The organism is Saccharospirillum alexandrii (genome assembly GCF_043641555.1).
GTDB lineage: Bacteria > Pseudomonadota > Gammaproteobacteria > Pseudomonadales > Natronospirillaceae > Saccharospirillum > Saccharospirillum alexandrii_A.
This window is the reverse complement of sequence record NZ_JBHZRJ010000004.1, coordinates 28,869-54,980: the sequence shown is the minus strand read 5'-3', so window position 1 is coordinate 54,980 and position 26,112 is coordinate 28,869. Positions and strand designations below refer to the sequence as shown.

Annotated in this window: 33 protein-coding genes; 25 read left to right on the top strand and 8 right to left on the bottom strand. The window is 54.2% G+C overall.

The annotated features are described in order from the left end of the window. Nucleotides 1-145: 145 nt before the first annotated feature. The 11 genes from ACHUE7_RS14695 (at nucleotide 146) to ACHUE7_RS14645 (ending at nucleotide 7,884) form a co-directional block, all read left to right on the top strand. Nucleotides 146-856, top strand: a complete 711-nt coding sequence (locus ACHUE7_RS14695; RefSeq protein ID WP_394170652.1) for a glutathione S-transferase N-terminal domain-containing protein — start codon at nucleotides 146-148, stop codon at nucleotides 854-856. 39 nt (nucleotides 857-895) lie between these two features. Continuing rightward, nucleotides 896-1,264, top strand: coding sequence for a DUF3703 domain-containing protein (locus ACHUE7_RS14690; protein WP_394170651.1), 369 nt, complete (start codon nucleotides 896-898; stop codon nucleotides 1,262-1,264). A gap of 85 nt (nucleotides 1,265-1,349) precedes the next feature. Further along, nucleotides 1,350-1,979, top strand: coding sequence for a class I SAM-dependent DNA methyltransferase (locus tag ACHUE7_RS14685; RefSeq protein ID WP_394170650.1), 630 nt, complete (start codon nucleotides 1,350-1,352; stop codon nucleotides 1,977-1,979). Nucleotides 1,980-2,317: 338 nt separating this feature from the next. Next, nucleotides 2,318-3,160, top strand: coding sequence for a CPBP family intramembrane glutamic endopeptidase (locus tag ACHUE7_RS14680; protein ID WP_394170649.1), 843 nt, complete (start codon nucleotides 2,318-2,320; stop codon nucleotides 3,158-3,160). A 686-nt stretch (nucleotides 3,161-3,846) separates the two neighbouring features. Beyond that, complete coding sequence (locus ACHUE7_RS14675) at nucleotides 3,847-4,389, top strand: HEPN domain-containing protein (protein ID WP_101497891.1); 543 nt, start codon at nucleotides 3,847-3,849, stop codon at nucleotides 4,387-4,389. 84 nt (nucleotides 4,390-4,473) lie between these two features. After that, nucleotides 4,474-4,743: a hypothetical protein gene (locus ACHUE7_RS14670; protein ID WP_394170648.1), complete on the top strand. Its 270-nt coding sequence runs from the start codon at nucleotides 4,474-4,476 to the stop codon at nucleotides 4,741-4,743. Between the two features lie 285 nt (nucleotides 4,744-5,028). Next, nucleotides 5,029-5,355, top strand: coding sequence for a low molecular weight protein tyrosine phosphatase family protein (locus tag ACHUE7_RS14665; protein ID WP_394170646.1), 327 nt, complete (start codon nucleotides 5,029-5,031; stop codon nucleotides 5,353-5,355). A gap of 286 nt (nucleotides 5,356-5,641) precedes the next feature. After that, complete coding sequence (locus ACHUE7_RS14660) at nucleotides 5,642-6,181, top strand: GNAT family N-acetyltransferase (RefSeq protein WP_394170645.1); 540 nt, start codon at nucleotides 5,642-5,644, stop codon at nucleotides 6,179-6,181. 101 nt (nucleotides 6,182-6,282) lie between these two features. Continuing rightward, complete coding sequence (locus ACHUE7_RS14655) at nucleotides 6,283-6,837, top strand: nucleotidyltransferase family protein (protein ID WP_394170644.1); 555 nt, start codon at nucleotides 6,283-6,285, stop codon at nucleotides 6,835-6,837. A 15-nt stretch (nucleotides 6,838-6,852) separates the two neighbouring features. Next, on the top strand, nucleotides 6,853-7,353 hold the full coding sequence (locus tag ACHUE7_RS14650) for a DinB family protein (RefSeq protein ID WP_394170643.1): 501 nt from the start codon (nucleotides 6,853-6,855) through the stop codon (nucleotides 7,351-7,353). A gap of 129 nt (nucleotides 7,354-7,482) precedes the next feature. Further along, nucleotides 7,483-7,884, top strand: a complete 402-nt coding sequence (locus tag ACHUE7_RS14645; RefSeq protein ID WP_394170642.1) for a GFA family protein — start codon at nucleotides 7,483-7,485, stop codon at nucleotides 7,882-7,884. Between the two features lie 197 nt (nucleotides 7,885-8,081). On the opposite strand, the gene ACHUE7_RS14640 is transcribed toward ACHUE7_RS14645, so the two are convergent. The 4 genes from ACHUE7_RS14640 to ACHUE7_RS14625 all read right to left on the bottom strand — a co-directional run bounded on the left by ACHUE7_RS14640 (nucleotide 8,082) and on the right by ACHUE7_RS14625 (nucleotide 12,489). Continuing rightward, nucleotides 8,082-9,089 (bottom strand): glycoside hydrolase 5 family protein, encoded by a 1,008-nt coding sequence (locus tag ACHUE7_RS14640; protein WP_394170641.1) that lies wholly within the window; start codon nucleotides 9,087-9,089, stop codon nucleotides 8,082-8,084. A 62-nt stretch (nucleotides 9,090-9,151) separates the two neighbouring features. Beyond that, nucleotides 9,152-10,441 (bottom strand): extracellular solute-binding protein, encoded by a 1,290-nt coding sequence (locus tag ACHUE7_RS14635; RefSeq protein ID WP_394170640.1) that lies wholly within the window; start codon nucleotides 10,439-10,441, stop codon nucleotides 9,152-9,154. 130 nt (nucleotides 10,442-10,571) lie between these two features. Continuing rightward, nucleotides 10,572-11,408, bottom strand: a complete 837-nt coding sequence (locus tag ACHUE7_RS14630) for a carbohydrate ABC transporter permease (RefSeq protein ID WP_394170639.1) — start codon at nucleotides 11,406-11,408, stop codon at nucleotides 10,572-10,574. A gap of 1 nt (nucleotide 11,409) precedes the next feature. After that, on the bottom strand, nucleotides 11,410-12,489 hold the full coding sequence (locus ACHUE7_RS14625; protein ID WP_348474221.1) for a carbohydrate ABC transporter permease: 1,080 nt from the start codon (nucleotides 12,487-12,489) through the stop codon (nucleotides 11,410-11,412). 169 nt (nucleotides 12,490-12,658) lie between these two features. On the opposite strand from ACHUE7_RS14625, the gene ACHUE7_RS14620 reads away from it, so the two are divergent. Continuing rightward, the gene (locus ACHUE7_RS14620) at nucleotides 12,659-13,624 is read left to right on the top strand and encodes an ArsR/SmtB family transcription factor (RefSeq protein WP_394170638.1); all 966 of its coding nucleotides are present in this window, start codon (nucleotides 12,659-12,661) and stop codon (nucleotides 13,622-13,624) included. A gap of 39 nt (nucleotides 13,625-13,663) precedes the next feature. Here the strand turns inward: ACHUE7_RS14620 and ACHUE7_RS14615 are convergent, their stop codons facing one another. Then, nucleotides 13,664-14,557, bottom strand: a complete 894-nt coding sequence (locus ACHUE7_RS14615) for a DMT family transporter (protein ID WP_394170637.1) — start codon at nucleotides 14,555-14,557, stop codon at nucleotides 13,664-13,666. A gap of 198 nt (nucleotides 14,558-14,755) precedes the next feature. On the opposite strand from ACHUE7_RS14615, the gene ACHUE7_RS14610 reads away from it, so the two are divergent. The 10 genes from ACHUE7_RS14610 (at nucleotide 14,756) to ACHUE7_RS14565 (ending at nucleotide 20,685) form a co-directional block, all read left to right on the top strand. After that, the gene (locus tag ACHUE7_RS14610) at nucleotides 14,756-15,223 is read left to right on the top strand and encodes an ion channel (protein WP_348474219.1); all 468 of its coding nucleotides are present in this window, start codon (nucleotides 14,756-14,758) and stop codon (nucleotides 15,221-15,223) included. A gap of 2 nt (nucleotides 15,224-15,225) precedes the next feature. Continuing rightward, nucleotides 15,226-15,690, top strand: a complete 465-nt coding sequence (locus ACHUE7_RS14605; RefSeq protein ID WP_394170636.1) for a GNAT family N-acetyltransferase — start codon at nucleotides 15,226-15,228, stop codon at nucleotides 15,688-15,690. A 67-nt stretch (nucleotides 15,691-15,757) separates the two neighbouring features. Then, on the top strand, nucleotides 15,758-15,976 hold the full coding sequence (locus tag ACHUE7_RS14600) for a DUF6500 family protein (protein WP_394170635.1): 219 nt from the start codon (nucleotides 15,758-15,760) through the stop codon (nucleotides 15,974-15,976). A 43-nt stretch (nucleotides 15,977-16,019) separates the two neighbouring features. Continuing rightward, complete coding sequence (locus ACHUE7_RS14595; protein WP_394170634.1) at nucleotides 16,020-16,652, top strand: YdeI/OmpD-associated family protein; 633 nt, start codon at nucleotides 16,020-16,022, stop codon at nucleotides 16,650-16,652. Between the two features lie 83 nt (nucleotides 16,653-16,735). Next, nucleotides 16,736-17,296 carry a GFA family protein gene (locus ACHUE7_RS14590; RefSeq protein ID WP_394170633.1) on the top strand — a complete coding sequence of 187 codons (561 nt, stop codon included), beginning with the start codon at nucleotides 16,736-16,738 and terminating at the stop codon, nucleotides 17,294-17,296. 110 nt (nucleotides 17,297-17,406) lie between these two features. Beyond that, nucleotides 17,407-17,820: a GFA family protein gene (locus ACHUE7_RS14585; protein ID WP_394170632.1), complete on the top strand. Its 414-nt coding sequence runs from the start codon at nucleotides 17,407-17,409 to the stop codon at nucleotides 17,818-17,820. A 119-nt stretch (nucleotides 17,821-17,939) separates the two neighbouring features. Beyond that, complete coding sequence (locus ACHUE7_RS14580) at nucleotides 17,940-18,773, top strand: PhzF family phenazine biosynthesis protein (RefSeq protein WP_394170631.1); 834 nt, start codon at nucleotides 17,940-17,942, stop codon at nucleotides 18,771-18,773. Between the two features lie 62 nt (nucleotides 18,774-18,835). Further along, nucleotides 18,836-19,303 carry a secondary thiamine-phosphate synthase enzyme YjbQ gene (locus ACHUE7_RS14575; RefSeq protein WP_394170630.1) on the top strand — a complete coding sequence of 156 codons (468 nt, stop codon included), beginning with the start codon at nucleotides 18,836-18,838 and terminating at the stop codon, nucleotides 19,301-19,303. A 91-nt stretch (nucleotides 19,304-19,394) separates the two neighbouring features. Then, a complete protein-coding gene (locus ACHUE7_RS14570) occupies nucleotides 19,395-19,676 on the top strand; it encodes a DUF427 domain-containing protein (RefSeq protein WP_394170629.1) in 282 nt (93 codons plus the stop codon). 151 nt (nucleotides 19,677-19,827) lie between these two features. Then, nucleotides 19,828-20,685, top strand: coding sequence for a DUF6920 family protein (locus ACHUE7_RS14565; RefSeq protein ID WP_394170628.1), 858 nt, complete (start codon nucleotides 19,828-19,830; stop codon nucleotides 20,683-20,685). A 98-nt stretch (nucleotides 20,686-20,783) separates the two neighbouring features. On the opposite strand, the gene ACHUE7_RS14560 is transcribed toward ACHUE7_RS14565, so the two are convergent. From ACHUE7_RS14560 to ACHUE7_RS14550, 3 genes are all read right to left on the bottom strand, one after another. Further along, entirely contained in the window at nucleotides 20,784-21,443 is a 660-nt protein-coding gene (locus tag ACHUE7_RS14560; protein ID WP_394170627.1) for a type 1 glutamine amidotransferase domain-containing protein, read from the bottom strand. Nucleotides 21,444-21,554: 111 nt separating this feature from the next. Further along, nucleotides 21,555-22,445 (bottom strand): NAD-dependent epimerase/dehydratase family protein, encoded by an 891-nt coding sequence (locus ACHUE7_RS14555; protein WP_394170626.1) that lies wholly within the window; start codon nucleotides 22,443-22,445, stop codon nucleotides 21,555-21,557. Nucleotides 22,446-22,735: 290 nt separating this feature from the next. Continuing rightward, on the bottom strand, nucleotides 22,736-23,389 hold the full coding sequence (locus tag ACHUE7_RS14550; protein WP_394170625.1) for an NADPH-dependent F420 reductase: 654 nt from the start codon (nucleotides 23,387-23,389) through the stop codon (nucleotides 22,736-22,738). A 104-nt stretch (nucleotides 23,390-23,493) separates the two neighbouring features. On the opposite strand from ACHUE7_RS14550, the gene ACHUE7_RS14545 reads away from it, so the two are divergent. From ACHUE7_RS14545 to ACHUE7_RS14535, 3 genes are all read left to right on the top strand, one after another. After that, nucleotides 23,494-24,387, top strand: coding sequence for a LysR family transcriptional regulator (locus ACHUE7_RS14545; protein WP_394170624.1), 894 nt, complete (start codon nucleotides 23,494-23,496; stop codon nucleotides 24,385-24,387). Nucleotides 24,388-24,438: 51 nt separating this feature from the next. After that, on the top strand, nucleotides 24,439-24,759 hold the full coding sequence (locus ACHUE7_RS14540; RefSeq protein WP_394170623.1) for an antibiotic biosynthesis monooxygenase family protein: 321 nt from the start codon (nucleotides 24,439-24,441) through the stop codon (nucleotides 24,757-24,759). Nucleotides 24,760-24,993: 234 nt separating this feature from the next. Further along, entirely contained in the window at nucleotides 24,994-26,028 is a 1,035-nt protein-coding gene (locus ACHUE7_RS14535; protein ID WP_394170622.1) for a sugar ABC transporter substrate-binding protein, read from the top strand. Nucleotides 26,029-26,112 lie beyond the last annotated feature (84 nt).

Genomic DNA, 26,112 nt, shown 5'->3' with positions numbered 1-26,112 from the left:
AGGGCGCGCATTATACCTGTTAAAGCTGAATAAAAAAGAGACAACTGGGTTACAGAGGGTGACCGGGTAAAAAAGCCTCTGTATTACTCATTTTAAGCGCCAAAACAGTGCAGACTGGACCATTTACGGCAATTGGAGTCCGATCATGATCAAACTGTATTACTGGACAACCCCTAACGGTCATAAAATCACCGTGTGTCTGGAAGAAATGGGTCTTCCTTACGAGGTAATTCCGGTCAATATCGGAAAAGGTGACCAGTTTCAGCCAGAATTCCTGCGATTTTCGCCGAATAACAAAATACCGGCGATTATTGATACCGACCCTGACGATGGCGGCGAACCGGTCCCGGTGTTTGAATCCGGTGCCATTCTCACCTACCTGGCGGAGAAAACCGGCCGGTTTTATGGTGAATCACCCCGGCAGCGGCTGGAGGTCACGCAATGGTTGTTCTGGCAAATGGGTGGCCTGGGGCCCATGGCGGGCCAGAATCACCATTTTAACGTTTATGCCCCCGAGCCCGTGCCTTATGCCATAGACCGCTATGTGAAAGAAACGGCCCGCCTTTATGCCGTGATGGACCGGCAACTGGCTGACAAGCCGTTTCTGGCAGGCAACTATTCCATCGCCGATATGGCCAGTTACCCCTGGGTGGTTTCCCACGAACGCCAGAAACAGGATTTGAACGATTTCCCCAATGTTAAACGCTGGCATGCCAGCATCAGCGAACGGCCGGCCACCCAACGCGCCTATGCACTGGTCGACCAGATTGCGTCGGCCAAACCAGGCTTTACCGACGACGAGAAGAAAGTACTCTTTGGTCAGGATGCATCGAGCGTCACCCGCAGCGATGGCTGACCAGACACCCTGGCAGCCCCGGAGCCCGTGGAGATAACCATGAACAAGCGTTTCAGCAGTAACATAGCGCCCTTCGTAGAACAGGAGCTGGCGGCGGCGCGGCGCGCCAGTGCAGTCAACGACACTCAGCAGGCATTTGCCCATCTGGAGCGGGCTCATGTACTGGGTCAGGAATCCACTTACTGGCACGTTAAAGTTCATTGCCTGATGTTGCTGTGGGCCTTTCGACACCGGTCGGTCCGCGAAGCACGGGGCCAGGTTTTCCGCATCATCGGTGCTGCTACAAAAACCGCCTTCGGTTGGGTGCCTCAGGGAAACACCGGAGGTGCGAACGTCAGCCCCTTTCGCAAGATGCCCATTGCGCCTGAACTGGCCGAGGTCATTCAAAAGGCAAGAGCCGGGCTCTAACCACGGGCTAAACAGGACTTCTTGCCCATAGCACTTTCTGTGAACAGGCATAAGCTGAAGCATAACCTGCTGAGCGGAGACAAGGATGAACACTACAGCCAAATTCTGGGATAAACTGGCGCCACGCTATGCCGCCATGCCCATTGCGGATGAAGCGGCCTATCAGAAAAAGCTTGAGATCACGCGTCAGTATTTGCAGCCAAGCAGCGACGTGCTTGAACTCGGTTGCGGTACTGGCTCGACTGCCGTGCTGCATGCCCCCACGGTGAAGCACTACCTGGCGGTAGACTGCTCGTCCGCCATGCTGGGCCTGGCGCGCACGAAAGCACAGAATTCCGGGGTCAGTAACCTTGCCTTCGAACACGCAACGGTCGACGAATTCCGCTCACCAGAGGCGCGCTTCGACGTGGTGCTGGCACTCAGCTTGTTGCACCTGCTGGAAGATAAAGACGTTGTTATTTCCCGAATACATGACTTTCTGAAACCCGGCGGCGTGTTTATATCGAGCACCGCCTGTTTGGGTGACCGCATGGCGTACGTAAAATACATCGCACCCATTGCCCGGTTTTTTGGCAAGATGCCATTGGTCAAAGTATTCACTGTGGCCGAGCTGGAATACAGCCTGGTCGAAGCAGGGTTTGTCATTGAAAACCGATGGCAGCCTGACCCTAAAAAAGCGGTTTTCATGGTCGCCAGAAAACATGGGAGCCTCTGAATAACTCCCCCGGGGCTCTGGCTTATCCGAGGGACGTTGCCACAAGGCGGACTCATGCAGGAATGTCTGGACCTTTCAAATGAGTCCAACGCGGTGACAGCGTTCCTCGGAAAGTCGGAATGCCGCACCACCCGCAGGGCGCGGCCAAAACGTCCTGCCCCGGCGTTGCACTTCTTGACAAGGGCTACGGCCATTGCGCTGCGAAGTGCGCCTTGTGGCAGAACGTTTTGGCTCGCGCAGAGCCCTGGGGGAGTTGTTCAGAGGCTCCCTAGCCAGCAACCTGAACGTCAGCGTTCATAAAACACTGCCGACAAACACCGAATAAAACACAGGGATTTATGCTCACCTTCGGATTGTTCTACTCAACCGCACTTATCCTCTTCGGCCTGAGCAACCGCGCCCAGCTGCGCTATGGCGGTGCTGCCCTCATCCTGCTGGCCGCAGCCACTATTGGTTACACAACCTGGGTTTTCGCGGTAGTGGCATTCGCCTACATTGGCCTGACCGCCTGGATGGTTGAGCAAGCAGTGCCCACCGCCGTGCGCTGGGCGCGATATGGCTTGTGGTTTCTGGCCAGCGCTGCCCTGGTAATACACGCCATGCCAGGTTACGAAGGCTTGGTAGTGGCCGACTACGTGCTGCTCAAAGCCGGCAGCACCTATACCGACCTCTATTTCAATCACGACAAGGTACTGGTTGCCTGGTCCCTGCTGAACTTCATTCCCCTGTTCCGGCTAAGCCTTACACCCAAACCGTTAACCCCCTTCTGGCCGATACCCCTGGCCTTAACCCTGGGTATTGCCGCGACCCTAACTCTGGCCGTTACCCTTGGCCTAATTAACTGGCAACCCGGCTGGACCCCCTGGTTCTGGGTATTCGCCGCCGGCAATCTACTGAACACCTGCATCGCGGAAGAACTGCTCTTCCGTGGCCTATTGCAACGCCAACTGCAAAAACGCCTGGCGCCATTGTTGGCATTGGCTGTAGCCGCCGTACTTTTCGGGCTTGCCCACCTGGCCGGTGGCTGGGCTTATGTGGGCGTTGCTACCCTGGCTGGCGTGGTATATGGCCTGGCGTATTACTTCACCGGCAGGGTCGCCTGGGCCGTACTCGCCCACTGGTTACTTAACCTCAGTCACCTCGTGTTGTTCACCTACCCTGTTGCAGAGGGGTACATTTAACTGGCAAAAAAACCGACCAGTGGGAGGCCAGCCCTCTAGGCGACAGGAAGTAAAAACAAGCCACAGACCCATACGACGCCCGCTCCCCCGCACCTGCCAAATAGCCTTGAGGGAAATGGGGAAAAAGAGGCGCAAACGACACCTCTGACACATAAATACTTGCCAACTTTGCCACATAGTGCCAAGGTAACCACACAACTTATCTCCCTTTGGTGTGCCCTGTAACCGGCCGGGCGGTAGCGAATTTAAACGATCTACCCAGGCTCAATATTCCAATCTCACTTAACCCCACAATGACTGTAAACAACACTTTCATTCAGCAGAACTATGCCCCGCTACTTCCTGATTTTTGGTCTTGATAAACCAAGGCTTCTGCTCCTTAGTTTTCAGATACTGTCTTTATGTTATAAACAGTCTTAGGCTTAGAAGCGGATAACCACAGTTAGGGGTTATGAGACACATATCCAGGCGATTTTTCTGGATATGTTACAAATGTGTCGAAATACCCTGGGTAGTCTGTGTATTTATCGGTTTGTAGGGGTTGTGATACAGGTGTGCTGAAGTTGGAATATGGTGTTGAACGGCCCTGGAATGGGGGTTGACATTGCGTTGTTTCACCCCGAGCGTTTGAAGTACCCTTGGAAAATGTGCAGGTTTAATGAGAACAAACTGTTAGAGAAGGGAATATGTCACAAGCAAAGAGCTCGTTTGAGCACGGAATCAAAGACGCAGAAGAGCTCCTAGCTCACTTTGACGCAATCAACTGTAATCCACCCCCAGCAAACGCTGAAGTACTCAAACGGGCTGGTCTGGTCATGGCGCTGACCGCGTGGGAAACATATGTTGAAGATCGTATTACCGAGGCCATGGACAAACGGCTCAGTGTGGTCTCGGGAAGTTACGTTGGCGAGTTTATACAGAAAAAGCTTCAGCAAGAGCTGAAGCAGTTTCACAACCCGACTTCAGACAAGACCAAAAAAATATTTCAAGACTATCTCGGGTTGGACGTTACTTCAGCTTGGTCCTGGGCGAATGTGACCCCGGAAAAGGCTCGAAAATCACTAAATCAGTGGATTTCAAAGCGCGGTGATGCCGTTCATCGTTCAAAACCAATCAACAACGGATCGCCGGCTGCTCACCTGATCAAGAAAGACGAACTAGAAAAGGTAATCCGCTTTCTAAAGGATTTGGTTCGCGTAACGGATGAGTACCTTGATCAGCATCTCTAACAATTCGCACCAGTACGCGGCCTGCGGCCGCCTGACGTCCATGACGGGCCGCCGCTGTGCTCCGCGTTATAAATAGGATGGAATATGCCTGATTTCACGAGAGACGAGATTCTTCTGAGGGCCTGTAAAGCACTCGTCTACAATTTCTCCAACCAAGTTGAAGAAGGGCGGGACGTGGTCCATACCCGAGTATTCAATTATTTCCTCCATCCTGAAGATCGCTATGTCTATTACGGTGCTTCAGCATCTGTGACCGACGACACCAAAAACCATCCCGAGCATGCAGTGCCATGTGCAGTATTAATTAACGAGTGTTTCCGATTGCTCAAAGAAGACAAGCTTTCTCACGATTAGATAGCTCACCTGCTTAAAAAACATTGGAATATCGTTAGAATAACAAAAGAAGAATCTAAGAAACTCGATTTTGAGTTGGGCTACAAATCGAAGATGCCAGATGGCTGGTCTTTTGAAGAGGGCGATACTTTTGAGAGGTTTAAGTTGGGAAAAATCGAGCTGATACCAGAGGCACCCAATTTATAACCAGGCGGTCAATCGGACGCCAAAAGCGTGGCGCTTTTGGTTCCCTCCGCTGGCGTTCCGGCGCCGGTTACATCAGCGTTACATGCCACAAGGAACCTAATGAATCTACTCTTTGTTTGTAGTGAAAATAGACTGAGAAGTCCTACCGGAGAGGAAGTATTCTCTGAATACCCGGGTGTAACCGCTATCGGTGCAGGCACGAATTCAGACGCTGAGACGCCCGTTAGTGGCGATCTAATCGAGTGGGCTGATATCATTCTTGTTATGGAAAAGAGCCATAGGAACAAAGTTTCCAGAAAATTCAAAGATCTCCTAAAGGGGAAAAAGCTGGTTTGTTTAGACATACCGGACAACTATGGCAGAATGCAGCCAGAGTTAATTAGGCTTTTAGAATCAAGGGTGGCAAAGCATGTTCGGTTTAACTAAACAGGTAGCAAGTGGCAGGGTTATCAGTCCTTCGGGCCTGGACTCGCTTGCTTCGTCGCTGTGCCAAGCGATAGGTGGTTTCTCTTACCCGAGGAAGTAGATGCTGATTATTGAGACCAAACGAATATTACTGCGCGACTTTGAAAGAGACGACGTAGCTGCCTAAGACCGAATGGACCCGTTGTAATTCTAATTGACAAGCGCATGAAAGAATGAACACTCCGTGCGGAAGTCCCGTAACAAGTATCTCACCATCTTCGTAAGATTTATAACTTTAAGGTTCTCTGTGTATAAGCAATCTGTTGATGATGAAATCGTTCTATGTTTACCGAGCAGAAAGTATTCACCTGCTTTGTGGAAGATTGTAGAAGTAGACTTTGAGTATCTAAGTGAGTGGCTTGAGTGGCCGAGAGTTGTAAAGAGTGAGTCCGATCTCGATAAATTTGTTGAATCATCGCTAGCCAAAATTGCGACTGGCTCGGCTATGACGAACATTTTTGAGTATAAAGGAGTGGTAGCTGGGGTTTCTGGTTTCAATTCGATTGATAACGATTTGAGTCGAGTAGAAATTGGGTACTGGATAGCATCAAGATTTCAAAGGCAAGGCATAATGACTCGTGTTTGCAAGTACTTAATCGACTATGCTTTTACTGAACTCCTTATAGACAAGGTTCATATATCGGTTGCTGAAGATAATGTTTCTAGCCGACAGCTTTGCAAACGTTTGGGTATGTATGAAGAGGGTAGGATAACAAATGAAGAAAGAGTGGGTGATCGGATCTTGAATCACGTAATTTATGGGCTGCACAAGGATGCTATATCATAACGCCGTGAACGTCAGGCCAAACCACCACGCGTCGCAAGCAGGCCTCGGGCATATTTTCGCGGCGTTAGAACTCTCCGGTCACAGAATTTTCAGGCAACTAAATGAACAACAGCGAACAGATCAAAGAATGGATATCAGAAGACGCTATGCGAATGCAGGCACTTTCCATTGCAAGTTCACTGGGCTTGAGCGATTGGTGCCTTGCCGCGGGTTTTGTTCGCAACCTTGTTTGGGATAGAGTTCATGGGTATAGCTGCGCGACAGCTCTGAATGACATCGACTTGATCTATTTTAATCCAGACGATATAAGCGAGAAAGCGGATAGAGCATTAGAAAATCGCCTCAAAGAGATCTCCGACCTTCCATGGTCGGTAAAGAACCAGGCTAGGATGCATACTCGGAATTCAGATCGTCCTTATGTGTCAACTGAAGACGCTATGAGTTATTGGGTGGAAGTTGAAACAGCGGTTGGTGCCACCTTAAGTGAAAGTCAGGATATAGACATCATCGCTCCTTTCGGCGTTGACGTGCTCTTCGAGTATACAATTACGCCGAATTCAAAGAGGCTGAAGCCAGAAGCATTCGCTCAGCGCATGCAAGAAAAAAGGTGGCTCGACATTTGGCCCAAATTGATAGTAAATGCCTGGCCGGTGTAGGCACAGAGACGTCTTATGAGGGAGACAGAGGTTCTAACCCGTTACAAGGCTTGGGCAGACGATTTGTTCTTATCCGCATTGTCTTCGCTTCCTGATACAGAGCTTACCGCACCTCGACCAATCGTGTTTGGAAGTCTGCTACGCACGCTTAACCACTCTTATCAAATGGACCGTGTCTGGAAATGTCACTTGCTGGGCAAACCTCACGGCCTAACCACCCGCAACCCTGATGTTTGTCCGGAGTTGGAGGAACTAATTGTAAGGCAGCGAAGCATAGATGATTGGTATGTTAACTACGCGGAAACAATAGCAGAGAAAGAATTGAAGGAGATTGTAGAGTTTGAGTTTATAGGGGGAGAAACCGGAAAAATGAACCGCCGGGATATCCTACTGCACGTTGTAAACCATACTACCTACCACCGCGGTCACGCGGCGGTCATTCTGTATCAGATCGATGTTTCACCGCCAGCCACTGACTTCCCGGTGTTCTTGCGGGAAACTACGGCTGGCACTTAGTAAGCGCTATCACGGCGACCAATTTTCCGCCGCTTCGCGACTCCAGGCCAGTGCGTATGCTGGGTGTTATAGGGTAGCCGTTAAGCTCAGCGTTTTTTTTACAACCTGAAGTCTGAGGAAGAGAATCTTATGGCCAAGCATGTTGGATCTTGCCTGTGTGGAGCCGTTAAATTTGAGGTTAACGGGGAGTTCGACCGTTTTTACCTGTGTCATTGTGAGTATTGCCACAAAGACACAGGCTCGTCTCATGCGGCGAATCTATTCTCGGCTTCCGCAACGTTGAATTGGCAGTCAGGTGCAGATACTGTGACGTCCTTTATGTTGCCTGGTACTCGTCATAACAAAAGCTTTTGTCGCTTGTGTGGTTCAGCATTGCCAAGCACTCAGGTCGCTGGGATGCTTGTCGTGCCTGCAGGGTGTTTGGACACTGAAAATTCGATGGTACCCACTGCGCATATTTTCACATCCAGCAAAGCAGCCTGGGATGAGAAATTAGGGGAGGTGCCAACGTTTGTGGGGCTGCCTGGTTAAGGTACCATAACCTATTCCGCGGACGTTTTGGCCTCAGCGATAGGGTGAGCCGTCACGTCGCATCACATGCCACGGCGAGACGTTGAAGCCAGGTACAGGGCTCATTATTTGGTCGAACTTTTATTCCCCGCCCGGGGGTAAAAAAAAGAGCGACCCGGAGGTCGCCAAAGAGTGCTACGAGGTTGCACTGAAACAGATTAACCTTGGGTGGGTGCGTCGGTCAGCTTGCGAATGAGGTCAACCTCTGCGTCGAGATAAGGCGCCCCGTCTTTACGAAAGATATCGTGGAACCACAGTGGCGGTTCATCTTGTCCGGGTTGTGCTTCCCAGGGGAATTGGGTTTGAATTTTACCGGCCACCAAGCCCCAGTTCAGTGCACCAATTTTCTGCTCCTTAAAATAGGGCAAGTGCGATTCGAAGCGGCAGTCGGCCGGGCGGGCCATATACTCGGTGCACAGTAGCGGGCGTCCATATTGGGTCAGCTTGCTGACGATACTCTGGGTGACCTCAAGCGCTTCATAATTGTGAAAACTGATAATGTCGGCATTGGCCAGGTGGCAATCGTTAATGGCCTTGAACCCCTCTGTCCATCGAAACGGTCCTGTGGTTAAAGGTTGGAGCGGGTTAACGTCACGGGCCCATCGATATACAGCTTCCAGTAACCCCAGTGAGTTACCGAGCAGGCCTTCATTGCCCGGTTCGTTGTATAAGTCCCAGCCATAGATTCGGCGATCGTCCCTGAAGTGTTGCATCACACCCTGGACGTAGTTTTGTAGTTGGGGCCAAACGTCAGGGTTAATCACATGGCGAGCGCCGGGAGACTGCAACCATTGAGAGTTATGAATGCCCGGGCGCGGCTGTGGTTGCGCACCCGGGAAGGCGTAGTTGCTCCAGCAGTCATCGAAGAACACGAACAGTATTGTAATGTTGCGTTCGTCGGCCAGTGCCAGAAACTGATCAATGCGATCGAGCAAGCCTGTTGCATCGCTCCTCCAGAGCAAGTCGTGCAAGTAGACACGCAGCAGGTTGAATCCGAGGCTTTCAGCCAGATCGAGTTCTCGCGCTATCGTCGGCGTATCGAACGTCTCCGCTTGCCAGAATTCGAGCTGGTTACACGCGCTGCTCGGCGTAAAGTTGCAGCCAACGGGCCAGCCATGCTGTTCGGTCCAGTGCCAGGCGGCTTCCGGGCTCCATCTGTGTGACATGATAGTGTTCCTGTGATTGTACTGAATGCGAAGGCGGAGCCGGTTTGGCTCCGCCCGGGTGTTTACAGCAGGCGGTTAATTTCACGCTCTGCGTCAGCCAGGGCCTCTTCAATGCCTTTGCCCTGCAGCCAGATCGATTGCAGTTCGCGGTTAAGCACGTCCTGGATGGCGCTGTATCGAGCGGCGGGCGGGTTATCTCGGGCGATGTTGACGGTGTTGCTGTATTCGTCGCGGTGGGCCAGGTTCTGGTACTCAGCCGAGTCCAGTACCGATTGGCGCACAGCCAGGTGGCCGGTGCGCGCCCAGTCGACATTGTGGTCATTCAACCAGGCCAGAAAGCCGAGTGCGGCTTCGTATTTTTCGGGTTCGCTTTGCAGGGTAACCGGCAATGCCCAGGTGTGACTGTCGGCCCAGGTGGCGGCTTCATCAAACAACTGCGGGTAATCGGCGACGTAGTAGGACGCCAGGGCTGAGTCGTTGTTGCGGGTTTCGCTGTCGTAGATGTCGACCATCCAGGTGCCGTTGATCTGAATGGCGGCATCGCCTTCCAGAAACGCCTGCTGGGAATCGTTGTAGTTCAGGTTCGGGTCGGCATAGCCGGCATCGAACAGGCCGACAATGGTTTCAACGGCGCGCTGTGCTTCAGGTGTATTGACCGTTGCTTCGTCACCGCTGAAGACGTTGCTGTCCTGTTGCCATAGCATGGCCAGTACCATCCGTACCCCGATCGGGAACTGGGCAAAATCGGCCGTGAGATAGTCCTTGCCGGTCGCGTCTTTTACCTGTTTGGCATGGGCCATCAGTTCTTCTGGCGAGCTGGGTAAAATGGGTTCTCCCGCGTCATTCACCAGGCCTGCTTCGGCCATAATATCCAGATTGATGTGCCAGAGGTTGGCGTGAATATCCATCGGAATGGCGTACATTTGGCCATCGTAGGTAACGGCATCTCGCGCACGGTCGACCCAGTCGTCCGGGTTAATGCCGGCGGCACGCAGGTCGTCTTCCTGCAATGGCATCAGCGCGCCCAGCGAGGCAAATTCAGCAATGGACGACTTGTGGATAACGTGAACATCCGGTGCGCTGTTACCGGCATACATGGCCTTCAACTGGTCGTAGTAATTGCCCCAGTCTGTTGGCAGCGTCTCAATGGTGACGCCGTTATCTTCTGCCGAATAGGCGTTGATGATGGTCTGAATAATACAGGCTTCACCGACCGCCGCGCTGACATCGGTACCCGCATCGTCGCACGAACCGAAGAAGCGGGCCAGTTCCAGTTCTGTCTCGGCTTGAACACCGGTGGCGGTAACGCACAGAGCCAGTGCGCTGGCGGTGAGTGTTTTGGTCAGTCTCATGTTGTTCTCCTGCTGTTGTTGTTTTTACGACCCGGTCAGAGTCGATTTTGAACACTGTGTTTGTTGTGAGTGTCGTTCAGTTCCGGGGTCTCTTTCGTAGGCCCCGGTTCGTTTCGTTTTTCATGCGTTGCTATTTATCCGTCGACAACGCAATGCCGCGCAGAATGTATTTCTGAAACATCAGGAACAGAATGATCACTGGCAGTGATGCCAGGACACCGGAGGCCATTAACTGGCCGAGCCCCTGCGACTGGGCAAAGTTGCCCTGAATTTTGGCCAGGCCGACGGTGATGGTGAAAAAGTCGGTACGCTGTGCCGAGACCAGGGGCCACAGATAGTCGTTCCAGGAATACAGAAAGGTAATGATCGCCAGCGTCATCATCATCGGCGTGGCCAGGGGCAGCATGATCGACCAGAATATTCGGGCATGACCACAGCCTTCCAGGCGCGCCGCTTCTTCCAGTGAATCCGGAATGTCTTTGAAAAACTGCGTCATCAGAAACACACCGATCGGCAGGGCAACCCGGGGCAGGGCCAGCGTTGGCAGGCTGTTGTGTGCATTCCAGTCTGCGAACATGACATAGAGTGGGATGAACACCACCTGTTCCGGCACCATCAAGCCGGCGAGTACCAGTGGGTAGACAATGCTACGGCCGGTAAAGCGAATGCGGGCAAAGGCGTAGCCGGCGAGTGTCGAGGTAGTAAGAACCAGCAATGTTGAGGTTCCGGCAACCAGCATGGAGTTCATGAACCAGCGCGGTGTATCACCGATGGAGAGAATGGCGCGAAAATTATCGAGCGTGAACGGAACCGGTACCAACCCCAGAAAGGTGTTGGCGGTGGTGCGGCTCAGCAGTTCGTTTGGCTGCAACGAGAGCGACAGCATCCAGACTACCGGGATCATCCAGAGCACGGCCGCGGCGGTGACAACAATAAACACCCAGCGGGGCAAGGCACGTTGATTCATGTTAAGACTCCTGCCGCTTGGTGACCCAGAACTGGATCAGTGAAAAGATCATCATGAAGGCGAACAGTACGGTCGCCATGGCTGACGCGTAGCCGACCTCCGAATCGCGAAAAGCCGTTTGATAGATGTATCGGACCCAGACATTGGTGGCATCTCCGGGGCCGCCCTGAGTCATCAGTTGCGACTGGCCGAATACCTGAAAGTGCAGAACGATTTGCATGATCATCACAAACTGAACGGTGCGAATGATCGAGGGCACAATAATCTGCACGATCTTGCGCCAGCCTTCGGCACCATCAAGCGTGGCCGCTTCGAGGCGTTCACCGGGTATTTGTTGCAGGCCAGCCAGAAACAGAATCAGCGCGAACCCAACCGACCACCAGACCGTGGCGGCAACAATGGCGCCCATGGCGAGTTGGTCGTCGGTCAGCCAGTTGGGCGAATCAATCCCGAACGGGGCCAGCACATTGGCAATAAAGCCGTTGCGCACGCCATACACCAGTTGCCAGATCAGCGTCACAACGGTGACCGACAGAATCTGTGAAAAGAAAAATACACTGCGTAAGGTGGCGGCCCAGCGACCTTCGCGGTTCAGGGCAATGGCCAGTAGCAGGGCAATGATGGTGGTAACGGGCACCACCCAGGCGACGAACACCAGCGTATTGCGCACCACGATCCAGAACCGCGTGTCGTACCAGTCGCCGGTGAGACCGAGCAGAATAACAGTCGTGAACAGCGTGAGCCCGGCCATCAGGTGGTGGCTGTAACCGACCGCGCGGCGGCGAACCGATCGCACATACAACGCGACCACCAATGCCGACACCACCAACCTGAACGGCCACATCGGTTGCAGCGACCAGCCAATGTCATCGCCTCCCATCAGGCGAATGTAGTTGCCCAGCCCAATGAATTCCTTGGCTCCCGGGTTGAACGTTACCGCCAGCAGGTTCCACTCGTGCAGGCTCATCCAGAACCCCTGAATGAACGGCCACAGCAGCAGCGGCACAAAGGCGATCAGATAGGGCAGGATGAATGCCCAGCCGGAAAAGTTGTCACTGTGTAGAAACGAAGTCAGACGCATCGCGCTTGCCTTTGTTGTTGTTGTTTTTAAAATAATGCGCTTCAATGCGAGTTCGGGCAAGACGCACCAGGAAACCGAGTAGGTAACTTAAGTTATTGAATTATAAGTATTAAATTGCATTAAAACTTACCGGAAACTGGTTAGCGCGATTATTAAAGGTATTGAAATAGTGGAACTAAAGACGAAACGCCTGACCGACCCGACCCATGTCTCGCCGACGCTGGTGTTAAAATCGGACGACCGGCGTGACCTGAACACCATTAAAGCGCTGGCCAGCGAACCCCGGGTACGCATTCTTAGCGAGCTGGCAGAAGGTCTGCACAGTGTGGGTGATTTGTCCCGCTCACTGGGGTTACCGTTGTCGACGGTGTCTCAACACGTTAAAAAGCTCGAGGCCTGCGGCCTGGTGCACATTGAGGAAAAGCCGGGCGAGCGCGGCTTGCAGCGTATTTGTCAGCGCGTCTACGATCGCATCGTTATAGATATGCCCACCCATTCCGAGCCCAGCCACGAGCATCCGATCTGGGAGTTCAGCTGGCCGGTGGGTGCCTATTCGGATGCCAGTGTCACCCCAACCTGCGGCCTGACCAGCGAAGTCGGCCTGATTGGCCTGACCGATGATCCGAGCTCCTTTTACGAACCGGATCATCCGAGTGCTCAGCTGATCTGGTTTAAATCCGGGTATCTGGAATACCGCATCCCCAATCGGCTACCGCACTCGGTACGACCGCGTAATCTCTGGCTGACAATGGAAATCTGTTCCGAAGCCCCGATGTATCACCCGGACTGGCCGTCGGACATTACCCTGTGGATCAACGACGTTGAGCTTGGCAGTTGGACGTCACCGGCCGATTTCGGTGACCAGCGCGGTTTGCTTAACCCCAGTTGGTGGGAAGACCGCAACACCCAGCACGGCCTGCTTAAAGGCTGGCGCGTTACTGAGCGAGGCAGCTTCATCGACGGTATTCGGCTCTCCGATGTGACTTGTGATGATCTGAAATTAATGAAGAACCGTTTCATCAGTGTGCGCATTGGGGTTAAGGACGATGCGCGTCACGTCGGTGGTATCAATCTCTTTGGTCAGAAGTTTGGCAACTATGAGCAGGACATTGTGCTGCGGGTAGAATACATCTAAACGATTTGGTTGCAGGTTCCAGGCTACTGTACTGGTCCCTCATCTGCGCCCAGAAGACGCCACCGCTGCACCTGCCAATACCAGTGGCAATGCCAGAAAGAAGGCGAGGCCCAAACCGGTACCGAACCAGAGCACATCGATCATGCCCGCCCAAATCAGAGTCAGGTATTCAAACGGGGCCAGCAGTGACGCTTCGGCGTACTTGAACGCCAGCGTCATGGCAATGTGGGCACAGCCGCCGAACAGCCCGGCGAGAATCAGCGGCAGCAGGTCTGATGGGGCTGGTGCCACCCAGCCCGCAGGCAGAGTCAGTAGGGCGGCAAGCATGGAAACCAGCACAAAGTAAAAGGCAATGGCACCGGGGGATTCCGTTGCCGTCAGGCGTCGTACCTGAATCAGTGCCGCCGCGGTGAAAATACCCATAAGAATTCCAAAACCGTAACCCGCCAGCCGGGTTGCGTTAAGTTCCGGAGCGCTTATTTCAGGCAGTGTCAGAACCAGAACCCCCAGCATGCCCAAACCGATGCCGATGAGACGGCGAGCGTTCAACTGTTCCTTGAGCACCAGCACGGCCAGTACGGCCATCATGATCGGCGCCAGGTAGCCAATCAGCGTCGCCTCGGCCAGTGGCAGCCGCGCGATAGAAGCAAAGGAGGCGAACATGGCCGCCGCTCCCAGGCTTGACCGGGCCAGGTGCCCTAGCGGTCTTTTGGTGTACAGGCCGCGCGGGAAATGGCCCAGTAGAAATAGAAATATGACCAGGGGAATCAGCGCAAAGGCTGAGCGAAAGAAGACGATTTGCCCAAGTGGTATGGTGTCACTGGTCAGTTTGATGCACAGCCCCATGGCGGTGAACAAAAACCCGGAAAGTATGCGCAACTGAATGCCCCGTCGGTTTTGGTTGAGTTGGGTCAGAACGTCAGGAGTGGTCACGCAGTCGGTCTCCGGGTAGGTTAAAGGGTACTGCTGCTTGAATATTAGGGCATGATATAACATATCACTGAAAGCAGGCAGGGTTGCAGATCGGTATTGGTTAGCGAGGCTTGTGATCGCAGCAATGACACCCGGTGTTCGGGTGGAATATGATGACTGAAACGAACGAAGCATGGGCAGCGAGGTAGGTCTTTTATTGTGCTAATTCCGTCTGAGGTGGTGGTTACACTGGTAACGGCGCTGGTCGTAGGGCTAGTGGTTGTCTTCCACTATGAATTTATTCAGTTATTGAACCGCTGGGTGGTGCGCCGGCAACACCGGTTGCATGAGTCTGTCCGGGATCGACCCATTGTCCTGACGGTGATGTTTGCACTGCTGTTTGCCCACGTGGTCGAGATCTGGTTGTTTGGTGGCGCCACTTATCTGTTGCTGAGCCAGGATGGCTATGGGGCCATTACCGGGTATTCAGACGTTACCTTTCTCGATTGTGTGTACTTTTCGGCGGCCAACTACACGACTGTAGGCTGGGGCGACCTGGCAGCGACCGGGGATATCCGGTTTCTGGCCGGCACCGAAGCGCTGGTCGGGTTTATGATGATCACCTGGTCGGCCTCGTTCGGGTATCTGGTTATGGCCAGAACCTTCCGGTATGACCCGGGTGAGTGATTATGGATGATCAGACCTTGCACAGCACAGCGTCGATACGGCCGTTCGACCCCGGCGACTTTAACGCGATTGAAGCCATTTATGCCCATTCCAAGTTGGACGAACTTCGATTTGAGCAAGGTCCGTTCGAGCTGCTACCGCTAAAGCAGGATGAACAGAGGTTTCGGAATTTGATGGCCGCGCACATCGTTGTGAGCGGCCATCCTGATGTTCAAGGCTTTGGGGCTGTTTTCGAGAGTGAGATCAGGGCGATTTTTGTGCACCCGAGTTACCGTGGGAAGGGCGTTGGAAAGGCATTGTTGCAACACCTTATTTCAGTCGCGGGGAAGCCTGCCAGGTTGTCGGTTGCCAAAAGCAACGCGCCCGCTGTTGAGTTGTATCGGCGTCATGGCTTTGTCACTCTTCGTGAATTTGAAGCCTACTACAATGGGGTACCCGTACAGGCGATTGAAATGGAACGATCATAACCGGCATTCATAGGTCCTATTGTTGTAGGCCAATGAACGGCAATAATGAATCATAGGGAGCAACAGAGTGCGCCAGACGTTAAGGGAAAAAGTGATAAATGTGTGTGATAAAAAGCTGCAAACCAAAGGCGATACGGTGGGAGTTTCGTTCTATGCGTTCTTCGCCAACAAGAATGATGACCCGGAGCTGCTGATGGAGGCGGCTACCTGGTGGATTCAAACTCACAAACTGGACCACTTTGAAAAGGCCAGTAAGATCAGGGCCATGGTGGTAGCGGGGCTTTAATGCCAGCGACCTAACGGCTGACCATTATCGGGAGTGACGACCAATGAGCGCTAAGAATCCGGCGGTTGACGACTACATGGCAGAGGGCTGTGGCCGGTGCGACAAAGTCGGCACACCCGAGTGCAAGGTGAACACCTGGCGCGATGGCCTGGTTGCATTGCGCAAAGTAGTGCTCGATACACCGCTAAAAGAGGAGCGCAAATGGGGCTCCCCCTGCTACACCTTAAATGGCCAGAATGTGGTGATGATTGGCGCATTCAAGACGAATTATGTATTGAGCTTTATGAAAGGGGCCTTGTTGAAGGACGAGCATCATTTATTGGTCGCGCCGGGTGAGAACACCCAGTCTGGCCGGGTCATTCGCTTTACCGATGAATCGCGGGTGGTCGAGTTGGCCCCTGTGCTTAAATCCTACATTCTGGAAGCGATTGAAATAGAGAAGGCGGGTCTGCGCGTCGATTTTAAGAAAATGGAAGACTACGCTCTTCCATTAGAACTTCAGCAGGCAATGGATGCGGACGCTGCACTGAAAGATGCCTTCGAGGCGCTCACGCCCGGTCGCCAGCGTAGCTACATATTGCACATCGGCAGTGCAAAGCAGGCAAAGACCCGTGAAGCACGAGTGGAGAAATGCCACAGCAAGATTTTCGATGGCAAAGGGTTTAACGAATACTGATTTGGCTGCCATCGTTCTTTGTTGTTCAACACAGGGTACGAGCCAGGCAGAAAAGTCCGGCTCACCAGGGAGGAGACGGATCCATGACAACTCAGTCAACTGCATTGTCCTGTCGGTGCGGCGAAGTGACGCTTGAGGTTCAGGGTAAGCCGATTATGAGCGCAGAATGTCTGTGTTCAGATTGCCAGGCAGCCGGTGCAGTTTTGCAGGCATTACCTGATGCCCCTGCCACTTTGGATGCAAAGGGTGCCACCCGCTTTGTGATGTACCGGAAAGATCGGGTGCAGTGTACCCAGGGTCAGCACCAGTTGCGTGAGCATCGTTTGTCGGAAGGCGCGCCAACGCGGCGTGTCGTGGCCATCTGTTGCAATACCCCGATGTTTCTGGAGTTTAGCCATGGGCATTGGCTCAGTGTCTACGGGGGGCTCTGGCCAGCGGCCAGTTTACCGCCGCTTGAGATCAGAACCATGACCCGCAGCCGTCCCGAAGGCATCGAACTGCCAGACGATGTACCCAACCCCAAAACCCATACGCTCACCTTTTTCGGCAAGTTATTGGGTGCCTGGGTTGCTATGGGTTTCAGAACACCGAAGATCGATTATGTGGCAGGGCCTCTGGAAACCGGTAGCGTTGAAACAAGCTGAGATTACTCCCTTCGGTCGACGTCTTATTTTCAGGCCGTCGGTTCCTGTCAGGCATCGCGCATCCCCTGATCTGAGCTAAACTTGGGGACTGTTTAGCGAGGAAAGTTGTGATGACGATTACCGGTGGTTGCCTGTGTCAGGCTGTTCGTTACCGTATTTCGGCCGATGCTATCGATGCTGGCTATTGCCATTGTCGTTTATGCCAGCGCTCAGCCGGTGCACCTGTTGTGGCCTGGGCCACGTTCCCGCGGGCAGCCTTTGAATATACCCGTGGCGCACCGGGGATTTATGCCTCCAGCGAGCAAGGGCAGCGGGAGCATTGTACCGAGTGCGGCACCCAATTAGTGTTTCGGCACGGTCTGGAGCCGGAGACGCTGGATGTCACCCTGGCCTCCCTGGATGACCGCACGACGATTCAGCCTCAGTATCATATTTGGGTGGCAAGTAAAGTCGACTGGTTGCAGATAACCGACAACCTCCCGCAATATCAGGACGCCGGGCCGGATCATCCGAATGCCCGTTAATTCGCCTCTGTTTCTTACCGACCAGAATTAGCCGGCTAGAGGTCGCGTTAGGAAATGCCCCGGAGTTCTCTGAGGCGTAGTGGGCCCCCATTAACGAATGCAACTCAGGAAGTACCTTGATGCCCTGTTTCAAGTTCTCACAGGTTAACGTCTTTTCAGCCGACCCGTTTCTTGGCAACCCACTTGCGGTCGTGCATGACGCCGATTCGCTCAGTACCGAGCACATGTCAGCCATCGCGCGGTGGACAAATCTGTCTGAGACTGTGTTTTTGGTAAAACCAACCAACCCGGAGGCAGACTACGCAGTACGGATATTCTCGCCGCAAGTGGAACTGCCGTTTGCCGGGCACCCGACCCTGGGCGCCTGTCATGCCTGGCTGGCAGCGGGAGGCAGGCCCAAAAATGTTGGGCGGGTTATGCAGCAGTGTGAGGTGGGCCTGGTCACCATCGGTAACAACGAAGGCGGGCTCGAGTTCGCTGCACCGCCTCTGATCCGGACAGGTCCGGTGGAACCGGATGTACTGAACCAGATTATGAAGGCGCTTTCGTTGTCGCCATCGGACATTGCCCATCATCAATGGGTGGATAACGGCCCCGGCTGGTGTGCCATCATGTTGCATTCAGCCCGCGATGTGCTGGCGCTCGAAACCGAGTGGGCAACACTGGCCCCGCTTAACCTTGGGGTTATCGGGCTGTACGATGCAAATGCTGGTGCGACGGTTGAGGTTCGCTCCCTTATTGGCGATGGCGGCTATGAAGACCCGGTGACTGGCAGCCTGAACGCAAGCCTGGCGCAATGGCTGATACCGGCCGGTCTGGTACCGTCGCCTTACGTCGCCTCTCAGGGCACCCGCCTGAAGCGTGCAGGAAAAGTACAACTGCGCGAAGCGGATGGCGATATCTGGGTGGGTGGCGAAGTGGTGGATGTGATCAGTGGTGAGATTTCGGTTTAACACCCCGTTGTCATGAAATTGGCCAGTCGTCTAAGGTTGGGGCTCTCACACCTGACTTACCTATGAACGGGAGTACCGCGCCAACCATGATTTTCTGGCAACAAGAGATTCAACTGACCGCCAAGCCTCGCGGGTTTCATCTGATTACAGACGAGATTGATGAGGCGTTGCGCACCGCGCCTCCGGCCTCGGTAGGCTTGCTCCACATTCTGGTCAAGCACACGTCGGCCAGTCTAACGCTGAATGAAAATGCAGACCCAGCCGTGCGCCGGGATTTTGAACGGTACTTTCAAACCCTTGCACCCGATACCGATCGAAACGCGCCCTATGAACACACCTACGAAGGCCCGGATGACTTGCCGGCGCATTTCAAAGCCAGCCTGCTGGGCAGCAACCTGACGCTGCCCGTAACAGACGGACGCCTGAACCTGGGCACCTGGCAGGGCGTCTACCTTGGCGAGCATCGAACGCAGGCCTCTGGCCGTCAGCTCGTTTTGACCCTGCAAGGTCAGCCATTGACCAGAAAGTAGACTACGCTTAAAAGTTGACTGGCAGTTTATACGTCCAGGAAAAGGGTTAAGTGCGTAGAAGAAATTCAGTCAGTCTACTCTGGAGATCCCCATGAAAGCGATCTGGAACGGAACGGTTGTCGCGCAAAGAGACGACACCGTTGTCGTTGAGTCAAACCTCTACTTCCCTCGTGAGTCGATCGTAAGCGAGTATTTCAGCGACAGCAGCAAGAGTACACAGTGCCCCTGGAAGGGGGAGGCGCGTTACTTCTCCATCACCGTTAGCGGAAAAACCAACGAAGATGCTGCCTGGTACTATCCCAACCCAAAAGAGGCAGCAAAGAATATTGAAGGGCGTATCGCTTTCTGGCGGGGTGTTGCTGTTACGGAATAAGGTCTACAGGTGTCGCAACCTTTTGAGCTGGGTCAAAACAAGCGTTCAGTGGTCGAGTAGAGTGACAGACTGACCACCCCGGCGGGGCTAGCCTGGCCGCAACAAGAAACGCGACACGGGGTAACTTGGTTCACGAGGAGAAGCCCTTCCCATGCTATTAAAAACAACCTTGCTGCTGACACTTCTGCTAGTCACCATCGCACTGGTGGTGCATTTTGTTGGTCAGACAAGCTGGCGCTCCTCAATACAGTTGCTTCAAACTGAGCTAACCGGGGGGGCAGCGACCCCAAGCGTTAGCGTTTATTCAGTTCAGGAACTTGAAGGGCTACCGGAACCGGTACAGCGATATTTTCAGGCTGTATTGGCAGATGGTCAGCGCCTGGTTCGAAATGCACGGGTAAGGCACTGCGGGTTTTTTAACATGGGGCAAGTTGAGGATAACTGGCAGCCGTTCAGGTCAGACCAAATGGTCGTCACCAACCCCCGGGGTTTTATCTGGGATGCGAGCATTCGCATGGTGCCCGGGATTCAAGTCTCTGTTGTCGATGCGTATGTGGCCGGACGTGGCGTATTAGCAGCCAAACTCTTTGGGTTGTTTACCGTCATGAAGCAACCAGAGTCCCCACAGCTTAACCAGGGTGAGCTGCTGCGGTTTTTTGCAGAGGCTGCCTGGTATCCGACAGCGCTGCTACCGAGCCAGGGAGTCGAATGGCAGGCGGTTGATCCCAGCCGGGCCATTGCCACGCTCGCGGATGGCGGCACGACCGTTTCACTGACTTTTACGTTTAATGAACAGGGGCTAATTGAATCAGTGCGTTCCGAGGAACGTTTTCGTGAGATCAATGGCGAACAGTTTGCTTCGCCCTGGGAAGGTCGTTTCTGGGATTACCAGGAACGGGAGGGAATGCTGGTTCCAAGCGCCGGAGAAGTAGCCTGGCTACTGCCGGAGGGACCCAAACCATACTGGCGCGGTGAAATAACTGACATTCACTATGACTATGTCCAATAACAGGCCCGCAGGCCCGATGATCCATCGAGCCACGGGCGAGTTCGGGTCTACAGGTAGGTGCTGGCAACGTTAAGGCAAGCACGCTGTCTGAAATGGTCTCACTTCAGCGCCGTCAGCATCAGATGCGCCACTTCGGCAGAAGACTGCGGGTTTTGCCCGGTGATGAGCTTGCCATCCTGAACGGCGTGGGGTTGCCAGTCTGGCCCTGCTTCATGTTCTGCCCCTAGCGCTTTGAGGCGCGATTCAAGCAAGAACGGTACCTTTTCGGTGCCACCGGCGGCGGCTTCTTCGGAGTCGGTGAAGGCGGCAATTTTGCGACCTTTGATAAAAGGCGTGCCATGTTCATCGTACATGCCGGCGAAGACGGCGGGTGCGTGACAGACACTGGCTATTAGCCGGCCGGTGCGGTGAAAGTCAAACAGGGTGTCGTGCAGAGCCAGGTTGTAGGGCATGTCGAAGACGGTGCCGTGCCCACCAGGCAGATAGATGGCGTCATACTCTCTGGCATTGATGCTGCTGAACGCTGGCGTAGCGTTCAACTTGGCCATGGCCGGTTTCCATTCGTTAGCCTGTTCTTCCGTTGGGGTGCTGTTCGGGTCAATGGGTACGTCACCGCCGGTGACCGAAGTGACCTCAACCTCATGGCCTGCGTCGGTCAGCGCCAGGTAGGGTACGGCGAATTCTTCCAGCCACAACCCTGTGGGCTCGCCGTTCAGCAGGTATTTGTAGTTGGTGAGTACGAATAAAATTTTGCTCATCTGAATCGTCCTTTGTCTTGCGGGTTCACTCACAGGGTGGGGACGATTTTGCCAAAGCGGCGATTTATTTACTTAATCGCCGCGTTCAGGTCGATCAAAACAGGGTGAACGTTAATCTTTCAGTACGTCTCGCCATGAATGCCGGGGTGAAAACCCGACGAGGCGTTTGGCTTTATTGTTTGCATAGAAGGTTTCAGTCGGTGCCATTTCGCGTTTTTTGGGCACGCCCTGATAGAAGCGTTCAATGACTTCCTGGCTGCTAATGCCGACCGAGAGATCATCGTTGGCGACGTTGAATACTTCATAGCCCAGGCCATCGGTTTTCAGGCAGCAGTCGACCATGTGGCCGAGGTCGCGTGCGTCGATGTAGGCGAAGATATTGCGACGGCGCAGGGCCGGGTTGTCCATAAATGCCGGGAAATTTGTAGCGTATTCGTGCGGCTCAATCACGTTATTGATGCGCAAGCCGTAAATATCGAAGCCGGTGCGGGCCTGAAAAGACCGGGCCGTCGCCTCGTTGACCACCTTGGACATGGCGTAGCTGTCCTGTGGGATGGTCGGGTGATCTTCGTCGATGGGAATGTACTCCGGCTTCATTTCGCCATCGGCAAAGCAAATGCCGTATGTCGTTTCCGACGAGGCAAAAATAACCTTGCGAATCCCCAGTTTGGTGGCGGCATCCAGCACGTTATAGGTGCTCATGGTATTGATGCGATAGGTTTCGTTATCGGGGCGCAGCAGAATGCAGGGAATGGCCGCAAAATGAACCACGGCGTCGTAGGCGGGGACTCCGGTGCCGGGCTCAAGTTCATCAAAACCGGCGTAGGCGTGCAAGGCATTGAATACCTGGCCAGCGTCGGTTAAGTCCACCTGCAGTGAATCAACGCCGGGCATATCCAAGGGTACCAGGTCAGCATTGGTCACGCGGTGACCCTGTTCGATCAAATGAGCGATCGCATGGCGGCCAGCCTTGCCACTGCCGCCGGTGAATAAAATACGCATGAGTCCGATCCTGAAAAGCAGAATGAACCGCAGAGAATAGCCGGGCAACTGGGCATTGGCTACCGTCGCCGCAGGCTGGGTGCTTTAAACTCAAGCTTTGGAGGTCGTGTCCTTTCAGTGGTAATCGCCCGCGTCGGCAACCGGTGATGCCTCCGCGGGGTCGGCGTGGACCCTTCCCTGGAGCCTGGACCGCAGCATCCCTGCTGCGGACTCCCCCGCAGAGGCATCACCGGTTGCCGACGCTCGTATTGTGCAACACCTTATCCTGAATTTTTATTGAGTACCGATTGTTACTCGCGAGCGATTGCGATGTTGAACATCGGTGTTTGGAGTTTGCCATACAAACGAACCCACAGTGCCAGATACATCTCGGTACCCCGGGCCTGTTCGATGCCACCCAGATCAAGCCACTGACTTTCCTGCCAGCCGAAAGACAGCGCGATGTCTTTCACGATGGCTTTGGCGTCACTGTCATTGCCGCAAACCAGCAGTTGATGGCTGCCTGAAAGTTTGCCCGGTTCAGCCATGATGGCGTTCGACATCGTATTGAATGCTTTCACCACTCGCAGGTCGGGGTGGGCGCGCTGGATCTGTTCGCCCAGAGAATCGTCGTTGCAGATGGAAAGACGAGGCGGAAAGCCGTTCGAGAAATCGAGCGGGTTGGCGACGTCGATCAGGACTTTGCCAGCCAGATCTTTGGGTTTGACGCTGGCGAGAATGCTCAGTGAATGCTGTCCCGCCGAACAGTTGAGGATCACCTCGGCGTTTGCAGCCGCGTTGGCGAATGTGCCCTGGCTGGCCCGTTCGTCGTGCTCGCTGGCCCAGCTGTGGGCGCTCTGGTTGTCTGCCGTGCGGGAGCCCATCGTAACCGTGTGGCCCAGTTGAATGAGCGCGGTGCCCAGTGTTTTGCCGACGTCGCCGGTGCCCAGAATGGCTATTTTCATCGTCTTTTCCTCTTGGTTGTTGATCAGTTAGGCGCAGTCTAGGCTTGTTACTGGTTATCCGGTAGGCAACTATAGTTAATCTATAATTAACCAATGGTTAAGTGATGAGTTCACTGACGGATCTGGATTATTTTCTGGCGGTCGCCGAAACTGCCAGCCTCACCCGTGCCGCTGAGCAATGCGGCATCTCGGTACCGGCCATGAGCAAGGCGATGCGGCGCCTGGAGTCGAGCCTGGATGCCCGTTTGCTGGCGCGATCAAGTCAGGCTATTCGACTGACCGAATCCGGCCACTTGCTGGCCGCACGGGCACGGACGATCAGCCGGGAGTGGCGGCAGGGGCAGTTGGATCTGGCGCGGTTTCAGCAACAACCCAGCGGAACGGTGCGCATCAGCGCCTCTACCGCGTTCGCGCGCACTCTGTTATTGCCGTTGCTGCCTGGCTTTCACGCCCAATACCCCGACGTGGTACTGGATTTACGGCTGGACGACCAGATTGTGGATCTTGGCACAGTCGATCTCTCTATTCGGGTCGGGCTGGTGGAGGAACAAGGGGTGATTGCCCGGCCGCTGTTGCCGCTGGGCATGAAATACGGCGTCAGCCCGAAGCTGCTGGCTCAAAACCCGGCCCCGGAAGTGCCGGAAGATCTTCGCCAATTACCGGTAATCGGGTTTCGGCTACCGGCATCTGGCCGGTTGATGCCCTGGCAGTTTCAGCGAAACGACGAAATCTACACCCTTGATCTGAAACCGGTGGTAACGGTTAACGAGCCGCAGGCTATTCTGGATTTAATTCGGGCGGGGATGGGCGTTGGCCTGATCAATACCTATATGTCACAACCCCTGATCGAACGAGGGGAACTGCAGGTGGTGCTGTCGGACTTTATGCCGCCGAGCGAACGCGGGATTTATCTGTGCTATCAGAGCCGGGAGCATATGCCGCTAAAACAACGGGTAGTGATCGATTTTCTGGTCGCGGCGTTGTCTTCGCCTGTTTAGCCGATGGCAAAGCTTCGATTTGCATCTATTGTTCGAAAGAGGAGAGCCTGAATGTTGTACATTTTCGAAGTACACATCAAGCCCGGCTACACCGCCGAGGATTACGCCGACGCCTGGGTACGCGCCAGTGAACTGATTCAACAAGCGCCGGGCGCGCGTGGCACCCGGTTGCACCGTAAGCTGGATGATCCGTCGGTGTTGATTGCCATTGCCGAGTGGGACAGCAAGGTGGAGCGCGATGCAATGGAGCAACAACACAACCCTGAGGTGGCCGCCATTATTCGCAGTGCGGCGCCGTTCTGTGAGATTCGCCCGATTGGTGAGTTTGATGACGCCGAATGGGTGGTGTTGCCACCGGATCGCGGCGCCTGAGCTGTCGGCAGCGCTACGATCAGTTACTAATTCATTTAAAAGTTATTATTGACATGCATGACAACGACAGTATGCTTTGGATGATCAAGGTTGAAACGGCAGCTGTTGTCGGTAAATGATAGCCTTGACCCCATCAGTAGGTCTGGAGGTAGAAACCGACAGTTCTGCTTCAATAATTACTTACTGATGAATTAATAAATAGGGTTACAACAACAACTATCCCGGAGGATAACCATGTCGACTTCCCTCAAGGCCGCAGCAGCGGTATTGCTGGTCACAGGTGCCATTGCAGGCCAGGCCCAGGCGGGTGCGCACACGCCATCGGCCAGCGCCTGTCTGATCACGAAAACGGATACCAACCCCTTCTTTGTCAAGATGAGAGAGGGGGCAGAAGCAAAGGCAGAAGAATTGGGTATGGAGCTCAAGTCGTTTGCCGGAAGAATTGACGGGGATCATGAAACCCAGGTTCAGGCCATCGAAACCTGCATCGCAGATGGTGCGGATGGCATTCTGCTGACAGCGTCTGACACCTCGTCCATCGTCTCTGCCGTTGAACAGGCGCGCGATGCGGGCGTACTCGTCATTGCGCTGGACACCCCGCTTGACCCGGCCTCGGCGGCTGATGCGACCTTCGCTACAGACAATTTCGTGGCCGGCGAGCTGATCGGTGCCTGGGCGGCCGCCCAGTTGGGCGATGAGGCCGAAAATGCCCGCATTGCGCTGCTGAACATCAACGTGAGCCAGCCGTCGGTCGGCGTTCTGCGTAACCAGGGATTCCTGACTGGCTTTGGTATCGATACGGGCGACATCAACCGCTGGGGCGATGAGACCGACCCTCGCATTGTTGGCCACGATGTGTCAGATGGTAATGAGGAAGGTGGTCGCCGCGCCATGGAGAACCTGCTGGTTGAAGACCCCAGCATCAATGTCGTTTATACCATCAACGAACCTGCAGCAGCAGGGGCTTATCAGGCGCTGGCGTCAATGAACCGCCAGGACGATGTGCTCATTGTTTCAGTCGATGGCAGTTGCTCGGGCGTGGCGGATATTCAGGACGGTGTGATTGGTGCCACGGCGCAACAATATCCGTTGCAAATGGCCGCGTTGGGTATGGAGGCTATTCTGGAGTGGGCTGAGAATGGCACCCGGCCAGAGCCAACCGAAGGTAAGGATTTCTTTGATACCGGTGTTTCACTGGTTACGGGTGATCCCGTCGATGGCGTCGAATCCATCTCCATTGAAGAAGGGTTGAACCGCTGCTGGGGATAATCACGGTACCGTGAGTTTCTCTGGGTGGGAAAGCATGGAAGCACCCGCCCACCCCTGAAGCGAGAAGGCTGTTTTGTGACGCAG